General features: G+C 45.4%; 15 protein-coding genes. 5 read left to right on the top strand and 10 right to left on the bottom strand.

Annotation, left to right across the window (positions count from 1 at the left end):
• The first annotated feature begins 229 nt into the window (after window positions 1–229).
• From KKE17_05435 to KKE17_05415, 5 genes are all read left to right on the top strand, one after another.
• Complete coding sequence (locus tag KKE17_05435; protein ID MBU1709433.1) at window positions 230–2050, top strand: hypothetical protein; 1821 nt, start codon at window positions 230–232, stop codon at window positions 2048–2050.
• 174 nt (window positions 2051–2224) lie between these two features.
• Window positions 2225–3223: a hypothetical protein gene (locus tag KKE17_05430; GenBank protein MBU1709432.1), complete on the top strand. Its 999-nt coding sequence runs from the start codon at window positions 2225–2227 to the stop codon at window positions 3221–3223.
• Window positions 3224–4219 carry a DUF362 domain-containing protein gene (locus KKE17_05425; protein ID MBU1709431.1) on the top strand — a complete coding sequence of 332 codons (996 nt, stop codon included), beginning with the start codon at window positions 3224–3226 and terminating at the stop codon, window positions 4217–4219.
• Between the two features lie 5 nt (window positions 4220–4224).
• Window positions 4225–5967, top strand: coding sequence for a 4Fe-4S binding protein (locus KKE17_05420; GenBank protein ID MBU1709430.1), 1743 nt, complete (start codon window positions 4225–4227; stop codon window positions 5965–5967).
• A 15-nt stretch (window positions 5968–5982) separates the two neighbouring features.
• The gene (locus tag KKE17_05415) at window positions 5983–7215 is read left to right on the top strand and encodes an aldo/keto reductase (GenBank protein MBU1709429.1); all 1233 of its coding nucleotides are present in this window, start codon (window positions 5983–5985) and stop codon (window positions 7213–7215) included.
• 58 nt (window positions 7216–7273) lie between these two features.
• Here KKE17_05415 and KKE17_05410 read toward each other — a convergent pair whose 3' ends face one another.
• From KKE17_05410 to KKE17_05365, 10 genes are all read right to left on the bottom strand, one after another.
• Complete coding sequence (locus KKE17_05410; protein MBU1709428.1) at window positions 7274–7912, bottom strand: YdcF family protein; 639 nt, start codon at window positions 7910–7912, stop codon at window positions 7274–7276.
• A 215-nt stretch (window positions 7913–8127) separates the two neighbouring features.
• Entirely contained in the window at window positions 8128–9210 is a 1083-nt protein-coding gene (locus KKE17_05405) for a GNAT family N-acetyltransferase (GenBank protein MBU1709427.1), read from the bottom strand.
• Between the two features lie 79 nt (window positions 9211–9289).
• Entirely contained in the window at window positions 9290–11005 is a 1716-nt protein-coding gene (locus KKE17_05400) for a hypothetical protein (GenBank protein MBU1709426.1), read from the bottom strand.
• Window positions 11006–11222: 217 nt separating this feature from the next.
• Window positions 11223–11363, bottom strand: coding sequence for a hypothetical protein (locus tag KKE17_05395; protein ID MBU1709425.1), 141 nt, complete (start codon window positions 11361–11363; stop codon window positions 11223–11225).
• Window positions 11364–11408: 45 nt separating this feature from the next.
• Window positions 11409–12263, bottom strand: a complete 855-nt coding sequence (locus KKE17_05390) for a M20/M25/M40 family metallo-hydrolase (protein MBU1709424.1) — start codon at window positions 12261–12263, stop codon at window positions 11409–11411.
• A 90-nt stretch (window positions 12264–12353) separates the two neighbouring features.
• Window positions 12354–13466 carry a VanZ family protein gene (locus KKE17_05385; protein MBU1709423.1) on the bottom strand — a complete coding sequence of 371 codons (1113 nt, stop codon included), beginning with the start codon at window positions 13464–13466 and terminating at the stop codon, window positions 12354–12356.
• A 194-nt stretch (window positions 13467–13660) separates the two neighbouring features.
• Window positions 13661–15394, bottom strand: a complete 1734-nt coding sequence (locus KKE17_05380) for a sugar transferase (GenBank protein MBU1709422.1) — start codon at window positions 15392–15394, stop codon at window positions 13661–13663.
• A 227-nt stretch (window positions 15395–15621) separates the two neighbouring features.
• On the bottom strand, window positions 15622–16104 hold the full coding sequence (locus KKE17_05375) for an N-acetyltransferase (protein MBU1709421.1): 483 nt from the start codon (window positions 16102–16104) through the stop codon (window positions 15622–15624).
• A gap of 3 nt (window positions 16105–16107) precedes the next feature.
• Window positions 16108–17211 carry a DegT/DnrJ/EryC1/StrS family aminotransferase gene (locus tag KKE17_05370; protein ID MBU1709420.1) on the bottom strand — a complete coding sequence of 368 codons (1104 nt, stop codon included), beginning with the start codon at window positions 17209–17211 and terminating at the stop codon, window positions 16108–16110.
• Window positions 17212–17574: 363 nt separating this feature from the next.
• Window positions 17575–17905: PKD domain-containing protein (locus KKE17_05365; GenBank protein MBU1709419.1), on the bottom strand; the 331-nt coding region annotated here is incomplete at its 5' end.

Here is a 17905-nt window from a genome sequence, read left to right as displayed (position 1 = left end):
CAAGTGGAATACATATTCGATCCTTTTGAGGGGGGAGAAAAGACCAATCAAATTGATGAAAAATATGATCTTTTAGATTAGCTATAATTCTGTTTAAATGTAACCTTCTTTCTAACATTTCAGTGGGTATAAAATCAAAAGGTCTTTCAAGACTCTCTTCCTGGATTGAAATCTTATTGGCGGATTCAGGTTAATGTTTATTGCTATATGAATTGTATCTGGAGGGTATGTGACAAATCAAAAAAAGGTACCTGTAAAATCATTTTGTATGTTTGGGTTTAGTAAATCACCAGTTAGCTCCCTTAAAGAAAGGCTTAACAATCGTCTTGGAATTAGTATTAAGGTGCTAAGCTATGGGGAGTATGGAAACATTTTTTTTCATTCATCTTGTGGTGATATCGCTGAAAATGAGACTGATCTTGTAATAAAGTTAGGCTTTATTCGATCAAAAGACAGGGTTCCTGTTTCGAGTAAGGGAATCCTTAATGGAAAATTCACATTTCAAAATGAATGTGACCATACAAAAATAAGAGGGAATGCCTTGTTGGCTTCCTTTAGTAAGATTCATCCGCAATTCTCAGTTTACAAAACACTGATATCTCCAATGCAATGTTATTATTGGACAGATGGGGACGATTTAATATGTTCAGACAATCTACGGTGTTTAGTTGCAGCCATCGATAACCCTGAAATAGATCAACGGATTATTCCTTTTCATTTTATATATCGTCATGCTCCCGGTGATCTTACATATTATAAAAATATCAAACGGCTTTTGCCAGGGCAACTCTTTAAGTTTGATCAGGGGAAAATCAGGTTGTCACTTATACAGAATTTTAGATTTGAATATAAAAATGAAAGTTCTAACAATTTAGTTGGAGATGTACAGCAACTGAATAAAATAATCACAGAAGTTGTGCATTCCTACCTGGTTGATATTGACAACCGTAACTCTTCTTCGGGGAATCTTTTATCAGGAGGTGTGGATTCTTCTTTGTTGCAGTTGGCGATTAATGAAAAAACAGGTTCAAAACCAAGATCGTTCAGCTATGCGCTCGTTAACACCCCCTGTTTTGAGTTTGAAATCAATTATGCAAAACAGGCCAGTGCGCTGCTTGAGACTGATCATACCTTTGTAGAAGTAACGCCAGAGGAGTATCCCGCGCTAATAGTTGGGGCAATAGAAGCTCTAGGGCAACCTGTAATTTTAGACGTAGGGCCAAGTATGTTAGCCATTTCTCAATACCTTGCAGATAATTTTGCGAATACTCGGTATTTTTTTTGTGGACAAGGGGCTGATACCTTGTTTGGGTTGGATATAGCAAAAAAGATTAAAATAATAGAAATGGCTAAACGAATCCCGGGAGGTGTGGACCTCATGCTTTGGGGGGGGAAGTTGCTCCGGCCATTTTTGTCAGTGGGGCAAACGCTTGTTAAGGGCGCTAATATAATTAAAAATTCAGATGACGCTGATTATTTCTTTGCCCCCCATAATACAATAGCCGTCTATCATAATCTCAGTATTGCACGTCGTTGTTTCGGTGATGATATAATAAAACAGGTTTTTTTATATAGAAGAGAACTGGAGGAAATGTATTTAAATAGTCATGATTATACTGAAAAAGTCCATACCATAGACCTGTTGAGTGATACCTATGAAATTGGTGTACAGAACAGTCAATTATTTATGGCAAATGATAAAGAGCAAATCTATCCATTCATGGATCAAGATATTATCGAAGCCTCCTTTTCGATAAACTCTCGAGGGAGATATATCAATCACCTCCAGGTTAAACCATGGTTAAAACAAATACTTAATAATAAAGGATTATCTCAGATATATAAAAAACCCAAAGGCGGTTCGGTATTTACTGCTGACCTTTATAAATGGATGAAAGAAGGCCCTTTGAAAGAGATGGTAATGGAGATTGATATTCCTTCATTTTTAACAAAAAAAGATTATGATAAGTTAGTCGAAAAACCGGATAAATTTTTATGGGCCTTATTGACTTTTGATATTTTCAAAAAGAAACTTGTTGATTTTAAATGAATTCTCTGCCGGTCAATTTTTTTAAAAAGTCAAAACGGGTTTTAAATTTTCCATCGGAATAATTGGGGATTGTTTTACGTACCTTTAGGTCGTCATTTTTCTGGGGGAGGAAGCAAAGCTTGTTGCTAATCACGAGTATTATTTAATTGAGAAGACATAATAAATATTACAGTAATGAATTCTAAAACTAATCATGGTCGTCAATCCGTTGTCTGTGTCATTATATATCTTGTTCTATGTTGTACTGTCGGCACGATTCTCTATCTCCATGCTACTTCTGAAAGATCGCCCTTTCTTTTAGAAGCGCCACAGATATCAATTTCGCAGCCGGCATCCCTAGATGCCCTGTCGTCTACTTTTATTCTGCCTAATGAGTTTAAATTAGCGGGCGAGCCGGAAGAATATGATAAGAACAATCTTTTTGAAAAGATCAACGGTAAGGCCCCGCTCTATCTGGAGGCAGGTTTCACCCGTCTGCACAGTCAAAGAATAATCCACCAAAAGGATTCCTCCCTTTGGTTGGAAATTTTTATCTATGACATGGCTGAAGCTGTCAATGCTTTCGCTGTTTACAGCACACAAAGACGCCCTTCGGCAGCAACAAATCCTGCTCTTGAATCAATTTATCACTACAAAACCGAAAACGGCCTCTATTTATGGCGCGGCAGATATTATCTTGAGTTCATCGGTTCTGCCCAATCACCTTTTCTGGACAAGGCGATGATCGAAATCGCAACGCACTTTGGCAGCAGTTTGTCGGCTGAGCAAAGCTCTATTCTGGAGCTGAATTTGTTTCCCCTGGAAAATCTTGTGCCAGACAGTTTCAAACTCAGCCTGCTCAACACATTTGGTACTGAGGCCTTGAACAAAACCTTTACTGCCCGCTACCTGCTTGACGGCAAGGAGGCAACAGCTTTTATTTGTTTGAGCGAGACCAATGAGCAGGCGCAAAAAAATCTTGCGGAATACTCTTCGTTTCTGATGAATAACGGGGCACTCCGGCTGGAGTCAGAAGATCCTGCAATTCGTTTTTTCGATCTGTACGGCACGGTTGAAGCTTTTTTTACACACGGCACATATGTTATGGGGGTTCATGAGGCTGAAGACCTGCAGACCGCCAAAAAAATGATTCTACAGTTAAGCATACGACTTGAAGAAACGAAGAGGCCGTGAATTGTGACGGATTCAAATGGAACAAGCAATAGAAGGCAATTCCTGATCAGCACCTCCAGGGCAGGGGTTTCCATTGCCGCGGCCGGAGTTGCCTCCTACCTTCTCTATGACCCTGCGGGACCCAAGCCGGCGGGGGAATCAGAGATAGTTTCAGGGTTGGCTGATTTCAGTGTTCCTTATGCCCCTGGAAACACCCTCAGCATAGTTACAGGTACCGACCGGATCACGACAGTGAATCGCGCGATTCAAGTTCTGGGCGGGATAGAGCGTTTTGTCAAGCCAGGTGATACTGTGGCCATTAAACCCAATGTCGCCTTTGCCGCCCCATCGCTGCTTGGCTCAACCACCAACGCTGATCTGGTTGCTGAAGTCATCCGTCTTTGTTTTGTCAAGGGCCGGGCAAAAAAGGTGATTGTCCTGGACAATCCCATTAATGATCCGGCAAGCTGCTTTGCTTTAAGCGGGATCGGCAATGCTGCTGAAATGGCCGGCGCTGAGATTATCCTGCCGCGGGAAAACCTCTTTAAGCCGGTGACTTTGAAAAAGGGCCGACTTATCCGGAACTGGCCGGTTTTTATGGTTCCTCTTGAGAAAGTTGACAAGCTCATAGGCATTGCTCCTATTAAGCATCACCAGCGAAGCGGCGCCTCAATGACAATGAAGAACTGGTATGGTCTGCTTGGCGGACGGCGAAATATTTTCCACCAGGAGATCAATGCCATTATCAGTGAACTGGCAATGATGGTGACGCCAACCCTGGTGATCCTTGACGGGACCCAGGTGATGATGACTAATGGGCCGACAGGCGGGGCTCTCTCTGATCTGCGGCAGGCCAACACGATCATTGCCAGTTGTGATCAGGTTGCTGCCGATTCCTTCGGATGTTCGCTGCTCGATCTCACGGTAAACGATCTGCCATACCTGGAAAAAGCGGAAAGTGCCGGAGCAGGAACCACCGATTATCAGTCTCTGAAACCTGTTTTTTCAACAAGTTGACCATTATGAAAATCGTCCAGACAAGAAGAATAAGTCAGTTGGTTTTTTTCGTTCTTTTCGGCTGGTTCTGTATCGTTGCCACCGTTGGAGAAAGTTTCTGGCAGATACAGGGCTGGCCGGTCAACTGGTTGCTGCAGCTTGACCCTCTTGTCGCCATAGGAACAGTACTCACGACTCATACTCTTTACAGGGGGCTGTTGTGGGCTTTGGCAACCATCATTCTGACGATACTTTTCGGCCGTTTTTTCTGCGGCTGGGTATGCCCCTTCGGGACCATTCATCAGGTTGTCGGGTATCTTGCCCACAGGAAGGCATCTCTCAAGCAAAAGCTGCAACTCAACAGTTATCACAATCTCCAGCGTCTTAAGTATTATCTCCTTATCGTATTCCTTGCCGCTGCGGCGTATCCTTCTCATGCTGCGGTCCTTTTTACCGGGCTGCTTGATCCAATTCCCCTGATATCGCGATCGTTCAATCTTGTCCTTCTGCCAATGCTGGACGCCTCCCATGGGATTACTTCTGTAAAGCAACGATTTTTTGAGGGTGGAGGGCTGATATTGATTGTTTTCTTTCTCTCTGTTCTGGCAAATATGCTGATCCCTCGTTTCTACTGCCGATTCATTTGCCCCCTTGGCGCGCTCTTTGGCCTTATGACCAAAGTGAGCCTCTGGAAAATCAGCAAGAAGACCCTTGAATGCAGCGACTGCAAGGCATGTGAGCGAGATTGCGAAGGCGGCTGTGAACCATCTACCCGCATCCGGTCCAGCGAATGTCTCTTGTGCTGTAACTGTCTTGATGCCTGTGAGGATCAGATAATGACCTACCAGGGTGTTCATTCAAATATTGAACAACCTGGCCCGGATATCTCCCGACGCGGCTTTGCGCTGTCACTTGTTAGCGGTCTCATTTCTGTTCCAGCCTTGAACCTGGACAACAGAAACGGCGCCAATTATTACTCTTCTTTAATACGGCCTCCAGGGGCTCTGGCAGAAAACGAGTTTCTGCAACGATGCATTCGATGCGGGCAATGCATGCGAATCTGCCCGACCAATGTTCTTCAGCCCGTCGGCTTTGAGTATGGAATTGAGGCCTTATGGACCCCGGCCCTGAACAACCGAATAGGCTCAAGCGGCTGTCAGCTTAATTGCATTGCCTGCGGACATATCTGTCCAACATCGGCTGTCAGGCCACTTACCTTCAGTGAGAAGATTGGCAGTGGTGATTTTAAACCAGGAGGACCGATAAAAATCGGCACTGCTTTTCTTGATCGGGGCCGCTGTCTGCCCTGGGCCATGGACAAACCCTGCATTGTCTGCGAGGAAAACTGCCCTGTGAGTCCCAAGGCTGTTTTTACTCGTGAGGAATTTGCAACGATTCGGGATGGCATTCTGAGTGTGAAGGAAATTCATGGAGAGAGAATAATTATTCAACAGAAAACCCTGGTTGCCGGCCACTTTTCCACCGGAGATTATTATTGTCTCATGGGTGAAACACGATACAGAATTTTATCGAACTCCACTGATACTCTCATGCTTGACGGGAATCCGAAGGCAGATGCACCGGCGCCTTCAAATCTTTTTGTACAAATTCGACTCCAGAAACCCCATGTGGATATAAGTCGGTGCACCGGGTGCGGAATCTGCGAGCATGAATGTCCGGTAAGCGGCAAGAGGGCGATTCGTGTTTCCGCTGAGGGCGAGACCAGGAATTCTGACAGGACGTTACTTCTCAAGCGCTGGATAAAATGATCGGAGGGTAAGCCAATGAGTGATGAACAGCAGAACATGAAGAGAAGAGATTTCCTCAAAGCAATTGGTGCTGCAGGAATGGGATCATTGCTTGGCCCGGGTCGAGCCATGGGCTCCCAGGGTTTAGCTGAAGGAGATGCAACTGCCACAACAGCAAAATTTCCCCAGGTTCCCAGGCGAATCCTTGGTAAAACAGGGATTCAGGTGCCTTGCCTCTGGCAGGGATTTCATTATGATCTTCTCGACAAGCAACTGGTCTTGCGAAAGTCTTTGGAGTGGGGAGTTACTCACTGGAATACGGCGTATTCCTATTCTAATGGCAACAGTGAATTGGGAATAGGCAAATTTTTCGAAAAGAATCCTCAGGCGAGAAAGGAAGTTTTTCTGGTCACCAAAGCCTCGAAAGTTGATTCTATAGATGATGTTGAAAAGAGACTGCAGGCCTCCCTGAAAAGAATGAATACAGAATACATTGATCTTTATTACGGTGTGCACGGGATGTCTGAACCGAAACAGTTCACCGGGGAATTGCGGCATTGGGCTGAAAGCGCAAAGAAACGGGGACTGATCCGTTATTTTGGCGTCAGTATCCATGAAAATACTACTGAATGTCTCACTGTTGCTGCAAAACTCGACTGGATTGATGCAATTATGATGCGCTACAATTTCAGGTTGACGCAAGATAAGAAACTCAATAAGGCAATCGATGCCTGCCATAAAGCCGGCATCGGTCTGATTGCCATGAAAACACAGGCTAAGGAAACATGGTTCCGGCTTGGCAGAAAACTGACCGATCATTTTCTTGAGAGTGGTTATACCGAGGGGCAGGCCAAACTAAAAGTGGTGCTGGAGGACAAGAGGTTTGCCGCAGTCTGCATATCCATGCCGAGCATTGCTCTGCTGACAACCAATGTGGCCGCAGCTCTGGATCGGTTGAAACTTTCACAAGTCGACAGGACGGTTCTGGCAGAGTATGCAGATGAAACTGGCAGGGGATATTGTGCCGGGTGCAGCAATATCTGCAATAAGACTGTTCCTGAGGCGCCATACATCAGTGACGTGATGAGATTTCTGATGTATTACAACGGGTACGGGGAGAAGGAAAATGCCAGAAAACTCTATGGGCAGATTCCCTATGCTCAGAGGCAGAAACTGCTGAACACGGATTTTTCCAGGGCTGAGTCTCTCTGCCCGCAGCAAGTGGCAATTGGAGAATTTATGAAGCAGGCGGGTCAAAAGCTTGGGTGAGGGCCAGGAGCAGCTAGTCGCTGGATTTGCTGATTATCATCCCCTTCCTGCCTGACGCCTAAAACGTGAATAGTAATGCGTAAAGATAGCCGAGAGTGTTTCTCGGGATCAGGTAGAGCATTCTTTTTGAGCGGAACCAAAACTTATCTTCAGACTCCTCTGAATTTGCCGAAATAATGCCAACCTGAACAGAATCACCAAGTGCCCGCCTGAAGAGTAACCGGCTTTTCCGGCCATGGACGCTGGCCGTAAATACGTCTATTTTTTTCACAGATGGCTTAACCTCATTTAACCATAAGCTAAAGGCCTTTGCCGTTGTGAAGGTTCGGTTTTGCTTCAACTCCCACACCGGCACAGCAACTATCTTCTCGGCAGGAACCCCAAACTCTATCAGTTCATTTTTGCCTCGATACGCATCGGTCTGCTCTATCCTGTCTGCCGTCTCCCCGGTTGAAGGTCCGCCAACTGAGGCAATCATTGTATATGACCCGTGATTAAACAACTCTGCGGCCTGTTCCAGAAGAGCCGATGGTATCCACCCCTCAACGACCAGAATTTCTCCATTAACCGGTTGGTTTATGACAAGAAATGGATAGATATTAAAGGCGTAAGCAAGGCCGAATGTTGAAAAAAAAACAAGAATAATGATACGTTTTGTTCTTGCAAGCGGCACAGTATGCGATTGACCTTCGTCCATGGTTGTCTTGTTTCGTGAATTTTGTGTGGGAGGAAACTTTCTACTCCAAAGATTGATGGAACCGCAAAGGAAAAATTCTCAAATGTGTGGGTGTATCAATTCAAGCAGAAGGCATGCACAAAAATAAAACTTGGAATGTCCCCATTGCGAAAGGAAGTTTTCTGTTTAAGTAGTAGTGGGATTTTTCCCTTACGATGGCTTACTTTCTGATTTAATTATCTGGGCCGGGCATAGAACAGTTTTGAAAGGCCGGCATAGAGAGGAAATGGCATACGTTGAAGCATTGATCGCATGAACTCCATGGTCGGTTTGTTTTTATGCAAATCAGAAAGTTCTGATTGCGGATATATGAAAGTCGGCAATACCGTCTTTTTTGAAGTCCAGTGGTCCTTGAATTTTACCAATCCCGTTTCTGTGAGGGGCGTTCTGCCGAAATCAAATTCCAGTTTTCCGGCCCTCTTAGCCGCTGTGATCGTTGTCCAGAAAAGCAGGTGATTCGGACACATGGCGGTATATTCAGTCTTATATGCGAGGACTTCTGCGGAAATTCTTTTCTGGTATTTAAGGTTCAACAGCCCCCCAACCATCTCCTCTTCATTGTAGACGAGAAGCAATTCAACCCAATCGCGGTCTTTTAAATAACGCCATATCCCTTCAAAAAATTTCCAGGGGATGGCGGGAAGGCCCAGCCGTTGGCGATTGACCACATAGAGATCGTAAAACTGTTTAAAATCGTTGACCGAACTTGCGTAGCGGATAGAGAGGGGGCTTTTCAGGCATTTACTTATTCTGTTGCGGACATTACTTCTGTTGAAGGAAAGCATCAATTCATCTTCGCTAAGCTGAAGGTCAATTGCATGATGGACATGCTTGTCGTTCCTGGTGAATATTCCTACGGGAATGGAGTTTGTTGCCTGGAATGTATTCAATTTCAGAGATGATGCATTTGATTGACTCAAAAGACGGGGCAGTTCTGAAAAAAGATGATGCAGGGCGGATTCGGATGTTGCCAGCGGGTCGGATAAGGTTGAGAAAGGAGTGCAGATGAGGCGTTTTCTGCCGGAAAGCGATGTAGTGATGCACAATGGAATGCCGGCGCAAATTGATCCGGCAGCATCCCGGACGATGATGTAGTGAGGTTTAAGGTTCTTCCAGACATGTTGCACAACCATGAGCCATTCTGCGGTGTGGCAGACCCAGCCATGCGGGTGGGCGGTAACAAATGCATCCCATTCCGGTTGGCGGTGTGGATCAATGATCTCTATTGTATACTGGCCGGGGAAGTTGCTTGTGTTCATTGCATTATTGTCTGTTTTCACAAAAAAAGGGTTCAATCTTCATTATGAAATTGCCAGTCAGAAATCCTGTGGAATCCGGTTAGTTTTTTTCTTTGGTGACGAGGTAATTGCCAATTGCCAGGTGTTTTAATCCGGACTGCTTGAATACATCGATGGCATCGCCGGGTTTGCATACGATTGGAAAGCCGTGCAAGTTGAAGGAGGTGTTGAGTACCACGCCAGTGCCGCTTAATTCCTTGAAGTTTTTGATAAGCCGGTAGTAATCCGGATTCCATTTCTCATAGACCACCTGTGGCCTCAGGGTGCGATCATAGGGGTGGCTTGCCGCATAGATCTTATCATGGGCTATGGCGCAGTCGAAGCTCAGAATCATGTACGGCGCAGAAATATTTTTAGGATTCACCAGAATTTCTCTGGCATCCTCTTCGATCATTGAGGGTGCAAAAGGCATCCAGAAATCCCGGTTCTTGATCATGTCATTAATGACGCGGATCGTATCCCGGTTGGCCGGGTTCGCCAGAATCGAACGATTCCCCATGGCACGTGCCCCGAACTCCATTCGGCCTTTAAAGCGTGCGACTACCGCCCCTTTGTAAAGAAGAGCGGCAACATCTTTTTCAATATCATCGCAATATATGTAATTGACCCCTGCTGTATTCAATTCCTGCTTGATAACATCATCGGAGAATTCAGGGCCGAAGTATAAATTTTCAAGGGGGGCAATGGATACGGGTTCATTATGATCATGGCAGTGTTTGGCATGCACCGCATAGGCAGCACCAATGCTGTTTGTGGGGTCTCCGCAGGTAGGGTAGATAAAAAGCGACTCGAGTTCAGGGATTTCCATGATACGCTTGTTGGCCTTAACATTCATTAATACGCCACCACTCATGGCCACTTTTTTGATGCCTGTCGCAAGAATGCAATTGCGCACCCAGGTCACCATGAAATCTTCGGTGAAATCCTGAATGGCTCGGCAGATAATGTCAAAGCGCTGTAACTCCAGCATATTCTTGAGAAATTGAAAGCTGTATTGAAAGTGGGGGCAGCCTTTGGCGCGTTTCCAGGTGATCCCTTTGGATTCATTATTAAAAACAACAAGGGCGTCGAACCTTTTCTTGAGAGCCTCGGACCGTGAAGCCGATCCATAAGGAGACATGCCCATGATTTTGTATTCATGCTCTTCCGGAACCATCCCGAGGATAAAGGTAATCATCGAGTAAAGGTAGCCGATGGATTCACTCACTGAGACTTCAGCGAGTTTATGCAAGTTGCCGCCCGCGCCGATGGAAACCGTTGCACAGAGTCCGTCTCCGCCGCCATCATTGGTCAGCACGAGCACTTTGTCATCTCTCCACCAGGGGCTGCCAAAATAGGCGGCTGCGGCATGAGAGTGGTGATGATCCTGAAAGCTGATTTTGTCTGCATTGAAACCGGCATCAACGGCAAATGAAAAACGTTCTCGTGTCCGTTTTTTTACTGCATAATCCAATAATGGGGTTTTTTTTGCCAGCCGTCGCAGATAAGTCGGGAATGCGTTTGATTCTTTGAACTCCTTCATTAACGTGACGCGGTTTTTATATGCGGGGATATGGTTGCTGCTGAATACGAATTTGTCGATGTCCTCTGGACGATTATTGGAATAATCCCAAAGAAACCGAAGGGCTTCTTTGGGGAATGTTGAATGATTTTTGATTCTTGTCAGGCGTTCTTCTTCGAGTGCAAAGACGATTTTACCGTCTTCAAGTAAGGTTGCAGCTGCATTATGTCCGTCATGGATGCCGATTATTTTCATGAAGTTATCTTCTGTGGATAAATTGTTATTGAATCATGCATAAATATAGGGGCCTTTGTGAAATAAAGGGTTGGCAGGGGCTTTAAGCCGCGATGCTATCTTGAGTGCCGCACAATCTGATATTATAGCACAATTGCCCTTTGCAGGCGAGACTGTAAAGGGAAAACAGGGTAATGCCGATAAATTGTCCGGATTTCTGAGTTGCAGTGCAAATTTTTTATTTCTGAAAATGTTCCCGATCCCAGGCCGAGAGAAGAGACCTGGCCGTAAAGACTGCGAGATTCAGGGTCTTCAGATTAATATGCTTGGCCAAATCTTCAGGGGTTTCCGTGTAGGGATTCTTGTAGATTGAGTTCATGAAAACAGCTGCGTATCCTTCATCCCAGAAGGATTGCTCGTCCCCTCAGGCGCAGGAGTCGCCAAATTTCCACTTGATAACCTCTAGTTGTGACGGTTTTTCTTTTGGCTGGAGGGTTTTGTCTTCAGATCTGCCGGCAACAACAAAAACCTTTTCTTTTTCTATAAGTCGAGTTCCAAGATTGTAAGCCATTTTCAGGATCATTTTAGATTTTTTCATTGTAGGCAATTCCCCTGCAAGCACATCAATAACTTTTTTAGAAAAAAGTGCAGTGGGATTATTATAGCCGACAATATCGATATTGAGCACCCCAATGACGGGCACGCCTTCACGCCGGAGTTGAGATGCAAAGGCTTTGCTGCCCTCATGCCCGTCTTCTTCATTAGAAAAGAAAACGACCTGCACATCATTATTTAACGGTTGCCTGCCAAGAAGTTTGGCGATTTCTAAGAGAACAGCAACGCCGCTGCCGTTATCATCAGCGCCTGGGGCATCGCCTGAAAGGCCGCGACTGGTCGAATCGAAATGAGCAAAGACAATAATTCGGGAGGCAGTTTTTGCCGTACCGGGAAGAGTCATCCAAAGATTTTCCCACTCCTGTCCTTCATATGAGTACACTTGGCGAACGGGAGTCAGCCCCAATTGATTTATTCGGCGCTTTAAGTATTCACTTGCTTTTGACTGTCCTGCCCAGGACTGCCGTTCTCCCATGGCTTGCAAGTCAAGCAAGGTCTGTTTCAGTTCATTTTGTCCTGTCTGACAATCCAGTGATGATGCATTATTCTCTTTCAGCTCATTTATGCACCACAGGCCAGAAAAAACTATTAAAGCAAAAAACAATATCGTTACAATTTTGACTTTCTGTTTTTTTGTGGTTTTAGGTGTTTGGAAATTCATCATTTGTATTTAATTATTAAAATCATGAGGTTAAGGAGTGCAATACTCAAAAGTATTCAGTTAAAATATCATTATAGGAAGCGGTTGTCCGATTTATTTCAGGCGGCTAAATTTCAGGGTGAGAGTTAAGGGAATTGCTCCAATCAGTGCTCCAAAGGTATTGAGGATTAAATCCAGGGACTGAGAGCTTCTGCTGGGCATCCAGGCCTGCAGAAGCTCTATGTTCAGGCTGGTTAAGAAGCAGAATAAGACGGCGAACAGTATCGCCTTTTTTTTGAAAATTCCGTTGAGATCAAGAAAAACAGCGGAAAGGAAAAAACCCAATGGAATGAAACCTGCCAGATTGATTGCCGCATCCATGAAAAAACTTCTGTTCAGGCCCGACTCAGGGATAATACCTGTGAGAAAATGTTTTTTCAGGAGGGGCAGGCGGGAAGGAATTACGAGTGGAAAGGTCCCGCCTGCATGATTGATGACCGAGCCTCCCGTCTTTTCATCAAAAAGATAGAGCAGAACGGGTCTTTCTTCTCCGGTTGAAGAAAATTGCTGTTCTTCGGACCATGTCTGGAAGCTGGATGCGATGGCTCCGGGCGACAGTTCATGGTTATGGATTGCCAACCCGAAGACCTCACCCTGCCATGAATTTGTCCCGTATACGGAGTTGCCGATGATGAGTTCAGGGCGGTTTCCATCGGGGATGGAGAGGGTGAGACCGATGTCTGATTGTACTGCTTGCCCGTTAATGTAAATGCTGGATCCGTTTATTCCGGTGGTGATGGAAAAAAATACAGGTTCCAGGGGAGCGGATGCAAGCTGTGCATATATCCGCTTCGTTTTTCTCCGATGCGCATAATCATCGCCATTCATGACAATAATATACGAGCGCCATTGTCCTATGAGGAGCTGGTCCGGATCTCTCCCGTCATGAAGGGAAAGGATATGGCTGAACTCATTATGTTTAAAGCTCTCGGGCTGAATGACCATTTGAATGGAAAAACCGTCCTGGCTCAAGGTTTTTCCGGCAAGGAGATTTTTGTCCAGCTGCGTATAGGCAATGCCGTATTTGTCAAAGTGAATGCCGGGTCTGCCGGAAAGCCAGGATACATGATTGGAAAAATCATAGCCCTTGGGATTGAGTCCGAAGAAAAGGGTGACAAGGAAGACGGCTACGGCTGCGGAAAGCAAGATTGGATTAGGTTTGTTCATGTTGAATAGAAAAAAATTTCACCGCGAAGTCCTAAAGTATAAATGCTTAATGTTTCAGGGAACTGCAGAATTTTGAATTTCGAAAAACGAATTTCGAAGTTTTTTTATTTCGAGGGTTCGAAATTTCTTGTTCAATATTCGAAATTCTTTTTTCGTGCTATGCCTTATGACCGACACATTAGGCCTTAAGCCCTCTAGTATGCGCCCTTCATGCCCAGCACCACAAAGATTGTTTCAAAGAGGATGTTGAAATCCAAAGTGAGACTACGATTATAGACATAGTAGAGATCCAGCAGGATCATGTCTTCAAAGGAGACTTCACTCCGGCCGGCAACCTGCCATAATCCGGTTATGCCGGAAGGGACGGAAGCGCGTTTTTTGTACCAGTCCTTATAGAGTTCATATTCGTATGGCAGGCACGGTCTTGGCCCCACCAGGCTCATATCACCTTTTAACACATTGATTAATTGAGGCAATTCATCCAGGCTGAATTTTCTTATCAGATTCCCGACCCTGGTGATCCGGGGGTCATTGGTGATTTTTAATGGCTTCTTTTCGCCTTCCTCGTTGCCGATTTCACCTTTAATAAGTTTGGAAACATAATCTTTATGAATTTCATTGCTGGAATTCATTCGCATTGAGCGGAATTTGTACATGGAAAAGGGGTTGCCGTTTTTCCCCACAGCCTTGGCGAGGTAGAAAACAGGCCCCGGCGATTCAAGCTTGATAGCCACGACAATCAACAGGAATAAAGGCAGTTGCAGAATGAAGACTATCAAGGCAAGCAGGACATCGACGATCAGTTTTATTTTGTTGAACAACCAGTTGTTTTTCTGGGAGCAAAGGCGGATCATCGGCAGGCCGCAAAAATTATCGGGATACAGTTTTACGTTGATTATCGGCAGCAGCTTGGGCGGGAACCAGGCATTGATCCCGGCTGAAGTGAAAACATCCAGCATGTTGACCAGCGTAGGTTTGTCAATATCCTCGTCAGTGATGATGATATCGTCGATTTTAAATTTGTCCACTATGGCCTGGATCTCTTCGATTTCTCCCAGATGAGCCTTGCCCAGGGATTGTTTCAGTCCGCAGGTGGAATCCTGTCCCATGGTGCCTGCAATCCAGAAGGGCGCATCGTTATCCACTATATATCGTGCAATGTTGTCTGCTTCGCTATCGGAGCCGATAATCACCACCTGCCTCCTGAAGCGCCGCCGCAGCCATTTATTGAAAACAATATGAACCAGAAAGATTCGGCTCACGGCGAGCAACATTGCTGCGATGAGAAAACAGAAGAATATTATTCTATAATTGGTCATGAAAACAGGGATGCCTTCTTTGCTGAACATTCCAGTCAAGCCGACGATGAGAAAGGCCATCCCCAGAGCCAGAATGAAATCAAGTAAATGACTCCACAGAAATCTGCTCAAGAACAAAAGGACCACGGCACCTGTAAGCAATATGCTTATGAAAAAGTAAAAATTGTTATCCAGGAGTTCGGAACTGTTGAACAGAAAAAGAACGATTATCAGCGTCAGGATGCTCCAGCAGAATGATTTCACCAGATTTTTGAGATGCTCTTTTAGTGAAAAAAGAAAATTATAATTGTACAGCCGGTAGGTTTGAAAAAATGAGATGGCGGTGAGGCTCAGTATGGCAAAGGCAATGGTTGAGCCGGGGTCGTCATTTAAATAATCCAGCCATCCTGTGAGCCAGGCTCCAAGGGCAAAGGCCCCTGTGGTTACAGCAAGATCATTCATCAGTAATGTGAATTTATATGTAGGAAAGAATGATGACTTATTGTCCACAGCGTTCCTTTTTTTGAGGGTTAGAGTCTTGGGCTTGAGGTCAGACCGTGGCGTTGTCAGGTCGCCATTCTGTATAAATTTACCAACGTCTGCGGCACGATGCAATGTTTTTGAAGTCAAGCTGTTTCCAGCTTAAGCTGGGTTGGTATAACCCGCAGGACACCGATCAAAGAAGGAGGTATAGTGGAATATTTTTTTTAAACTTCTGCGGGTTGAAATTGTCCTCTAACAAAACATCGGACGATTGAAGGCCCCCTGACATATCATCGAATGATTGTCGCATTATTCGGTAGTTGAATTATCACCATAAAACGAAATTGAGGGTATTGTTCATGGCATTGCTGCGATCAGTTCCTTTTTTTCATCACCCGGGCAGGGTTTCCGGCGACAATCGTATCAGGCGGGACATCTTTGGTAACTACTGCCCCTGCTCCGACAAGCGCGCCTGCACCAATCGTTATGCCGCATAAAATGGTGGCGTTCGAGCCGATGGAGGCTCTCTTTTTTATCAAGGTCGGAATGCACTTCCAGTCAGCCTCGGTCTGGAGGGAGCCGTCCGGGTTGACCGCCCACGGGTCGGGATCATTAATAAACATCACCCCATGACCGACCATTACTTCATCTTCGATGGTCACTCCTTCGCAGATAAAAGTATGGCTCTGGATTTTGCAGCGTTTGCCGATGAAGGCGTTTTTCTGGATTTCAACAAACGGCCCGATTTTGGTTCCATCCCCAATGGTGCAGCCGTATAAGTTGACAAAGGCGGAGATTTTGACATCTTTTCCCATTTTGACGTCAAGGGCAATACGCTTTTGAGGATCATCTGTCATGGGTTAACTCCGGACTTCCTTTATTTTTTCCACCACGTAGTGAATCTGCTCTTCAGTCAGTTCCGGATACATTGGCAGGGAAACAATCTCTTGGGCACATTTCTCTGACACCGGAAAATCACCTTTTGCATAGCCCAGAAAACCATAGGCATCTTGCAGGTGAAGGGGGACGGGATAATGGATTCCGCAGGAAATTCCTTTTTCTGCAAGGGTCTCTATAAGGGCATCGCGGTTTTGTGTACGGATGGTATAGACATGATAGACGTGTTTTGCATACACAGCCACATGGGGAGTAGTCACTGACGATACATCTGCAAGGAGTTCATTATACAGTTTGGCATTGTTTCGTCTTGCCTCGGTCCAGGCGGGAAGGTATGGAAGTTTCACCCCAAGGACGGCGCCCTGAAAACCATCCATGCGGCCATTCCATCCCACTATCGAATGATAGTATTTCTGGCGCTGGCCATGATCACGGAACATGCGCGATTTCTCCGCAAGTTCACGATTATTAGTCACCACGGCCCCGGCTTCACCGTAAGCGCCCAGGTTTTTCCCCGGGTAGAAACTGAAACAGCCGGCATCACCAATAGAACCGGCTCTGCGGCCTTTGTATTCAGCGTCGTGGGCCTGGCAGGCATCCTCGATTACAGCAAGACCATGGTCCCTGGCTATATCCATAATCGGGTCCATGTCAGCCGGCTGGCCGTAAAGGTGGACAGGGATAATAGCCTTTGTTTTTGGAGTGATTGCCGCCCTGATAAGGTTTGGGTCCATATTATAGGTTTGTTCATCAATATCGATAAAGACTGGTGTCGCGCCGCAGAAGCTGATCGCCTCGGCTGTTGCAATAAAGGTGCTTGGAGAGGTGATGACCTCATCGCCTGCCCCGACCCCAAGGCCAATAAGGGCCATCCAGAGAGCGTCTGTGCCGTTCCCTACTCCTATGGCATGGTCACATTGGCAAAACCGGGCGAAGTCATTTTCAAATTTTTCCACCATCGGCCCACCGGCAAAGGATGTATTATCAAGGACCTCCTGTAATGCTGCTGAAATTTCTTCCCGGATAGTTTCATACTGGGCTTTCAGGTTTAGAAACGGCACTTTCATTAATAGCGTCTCCTTCTTGTGAACAATTATTGGTTATGAATGTGACGAGTAACTAATAAAAAATATTTCATCATTTTAATGGTTGGTGTGCATCCCCACAAAGGGCATAAATTCCTGCTCACAGGGATGGGGGATTCAGTCCGCATATTTCATGAATGATTTTGCAATAGGAACAATTTTTTCCCCGCAAACAATGAAATATTATAACCACAGAGGTCGCAGAGTGCACAGTAATTTTGTTGTTATGATGAGAAAGGTGAAGAGTGAAAGCTGAAAGGTCAAATCAGGAAGGGGAAAGGGAAGGCAGAAATGGTAACGGCTCAAGAACAGAAGTAATCATTCCAGTCTTGAGCCGCAGAACAATCAGATAATCGTTATATTGACTTGGGTTGTATTTATTGTCCTCTGATTATCAGTGACGGTAAGAGTTACAGTGTAATTGCCTGGCTGATATTCATGGATTATCCTCTCATCCGAGGAGGCGTCACTGCCGTCTCCGAAAACCCATGAATATTCAACGATTGTACCATCGTCGAAATCTTTTGATTGGCTTGCATCAAAAGCCACGAGGTTATTTACGCCATCTGCTTGAATTTCAGCCTGCGGCGCTTTGTTTGCGGTAATAGGTTCTGAATGAGCGCTTTCGTTATTAGTTATATCATATGCGGTAATGGTGAAAGTCTGAGGGCCGCTT

The organism is Pseudomonadota bacterium, from assembly GCA_018823135.1.
GTDB lineage: Bacteria > Desulfobacterota > Desulfobulbia > Desulfobulbales > CALZHT01 > JAHJJF01.
The sequence above is the reverse complement of the archived record's forward strand: the minus strand, read 5'-3'. Positions and strand labels throughout refer to the sequence as shown.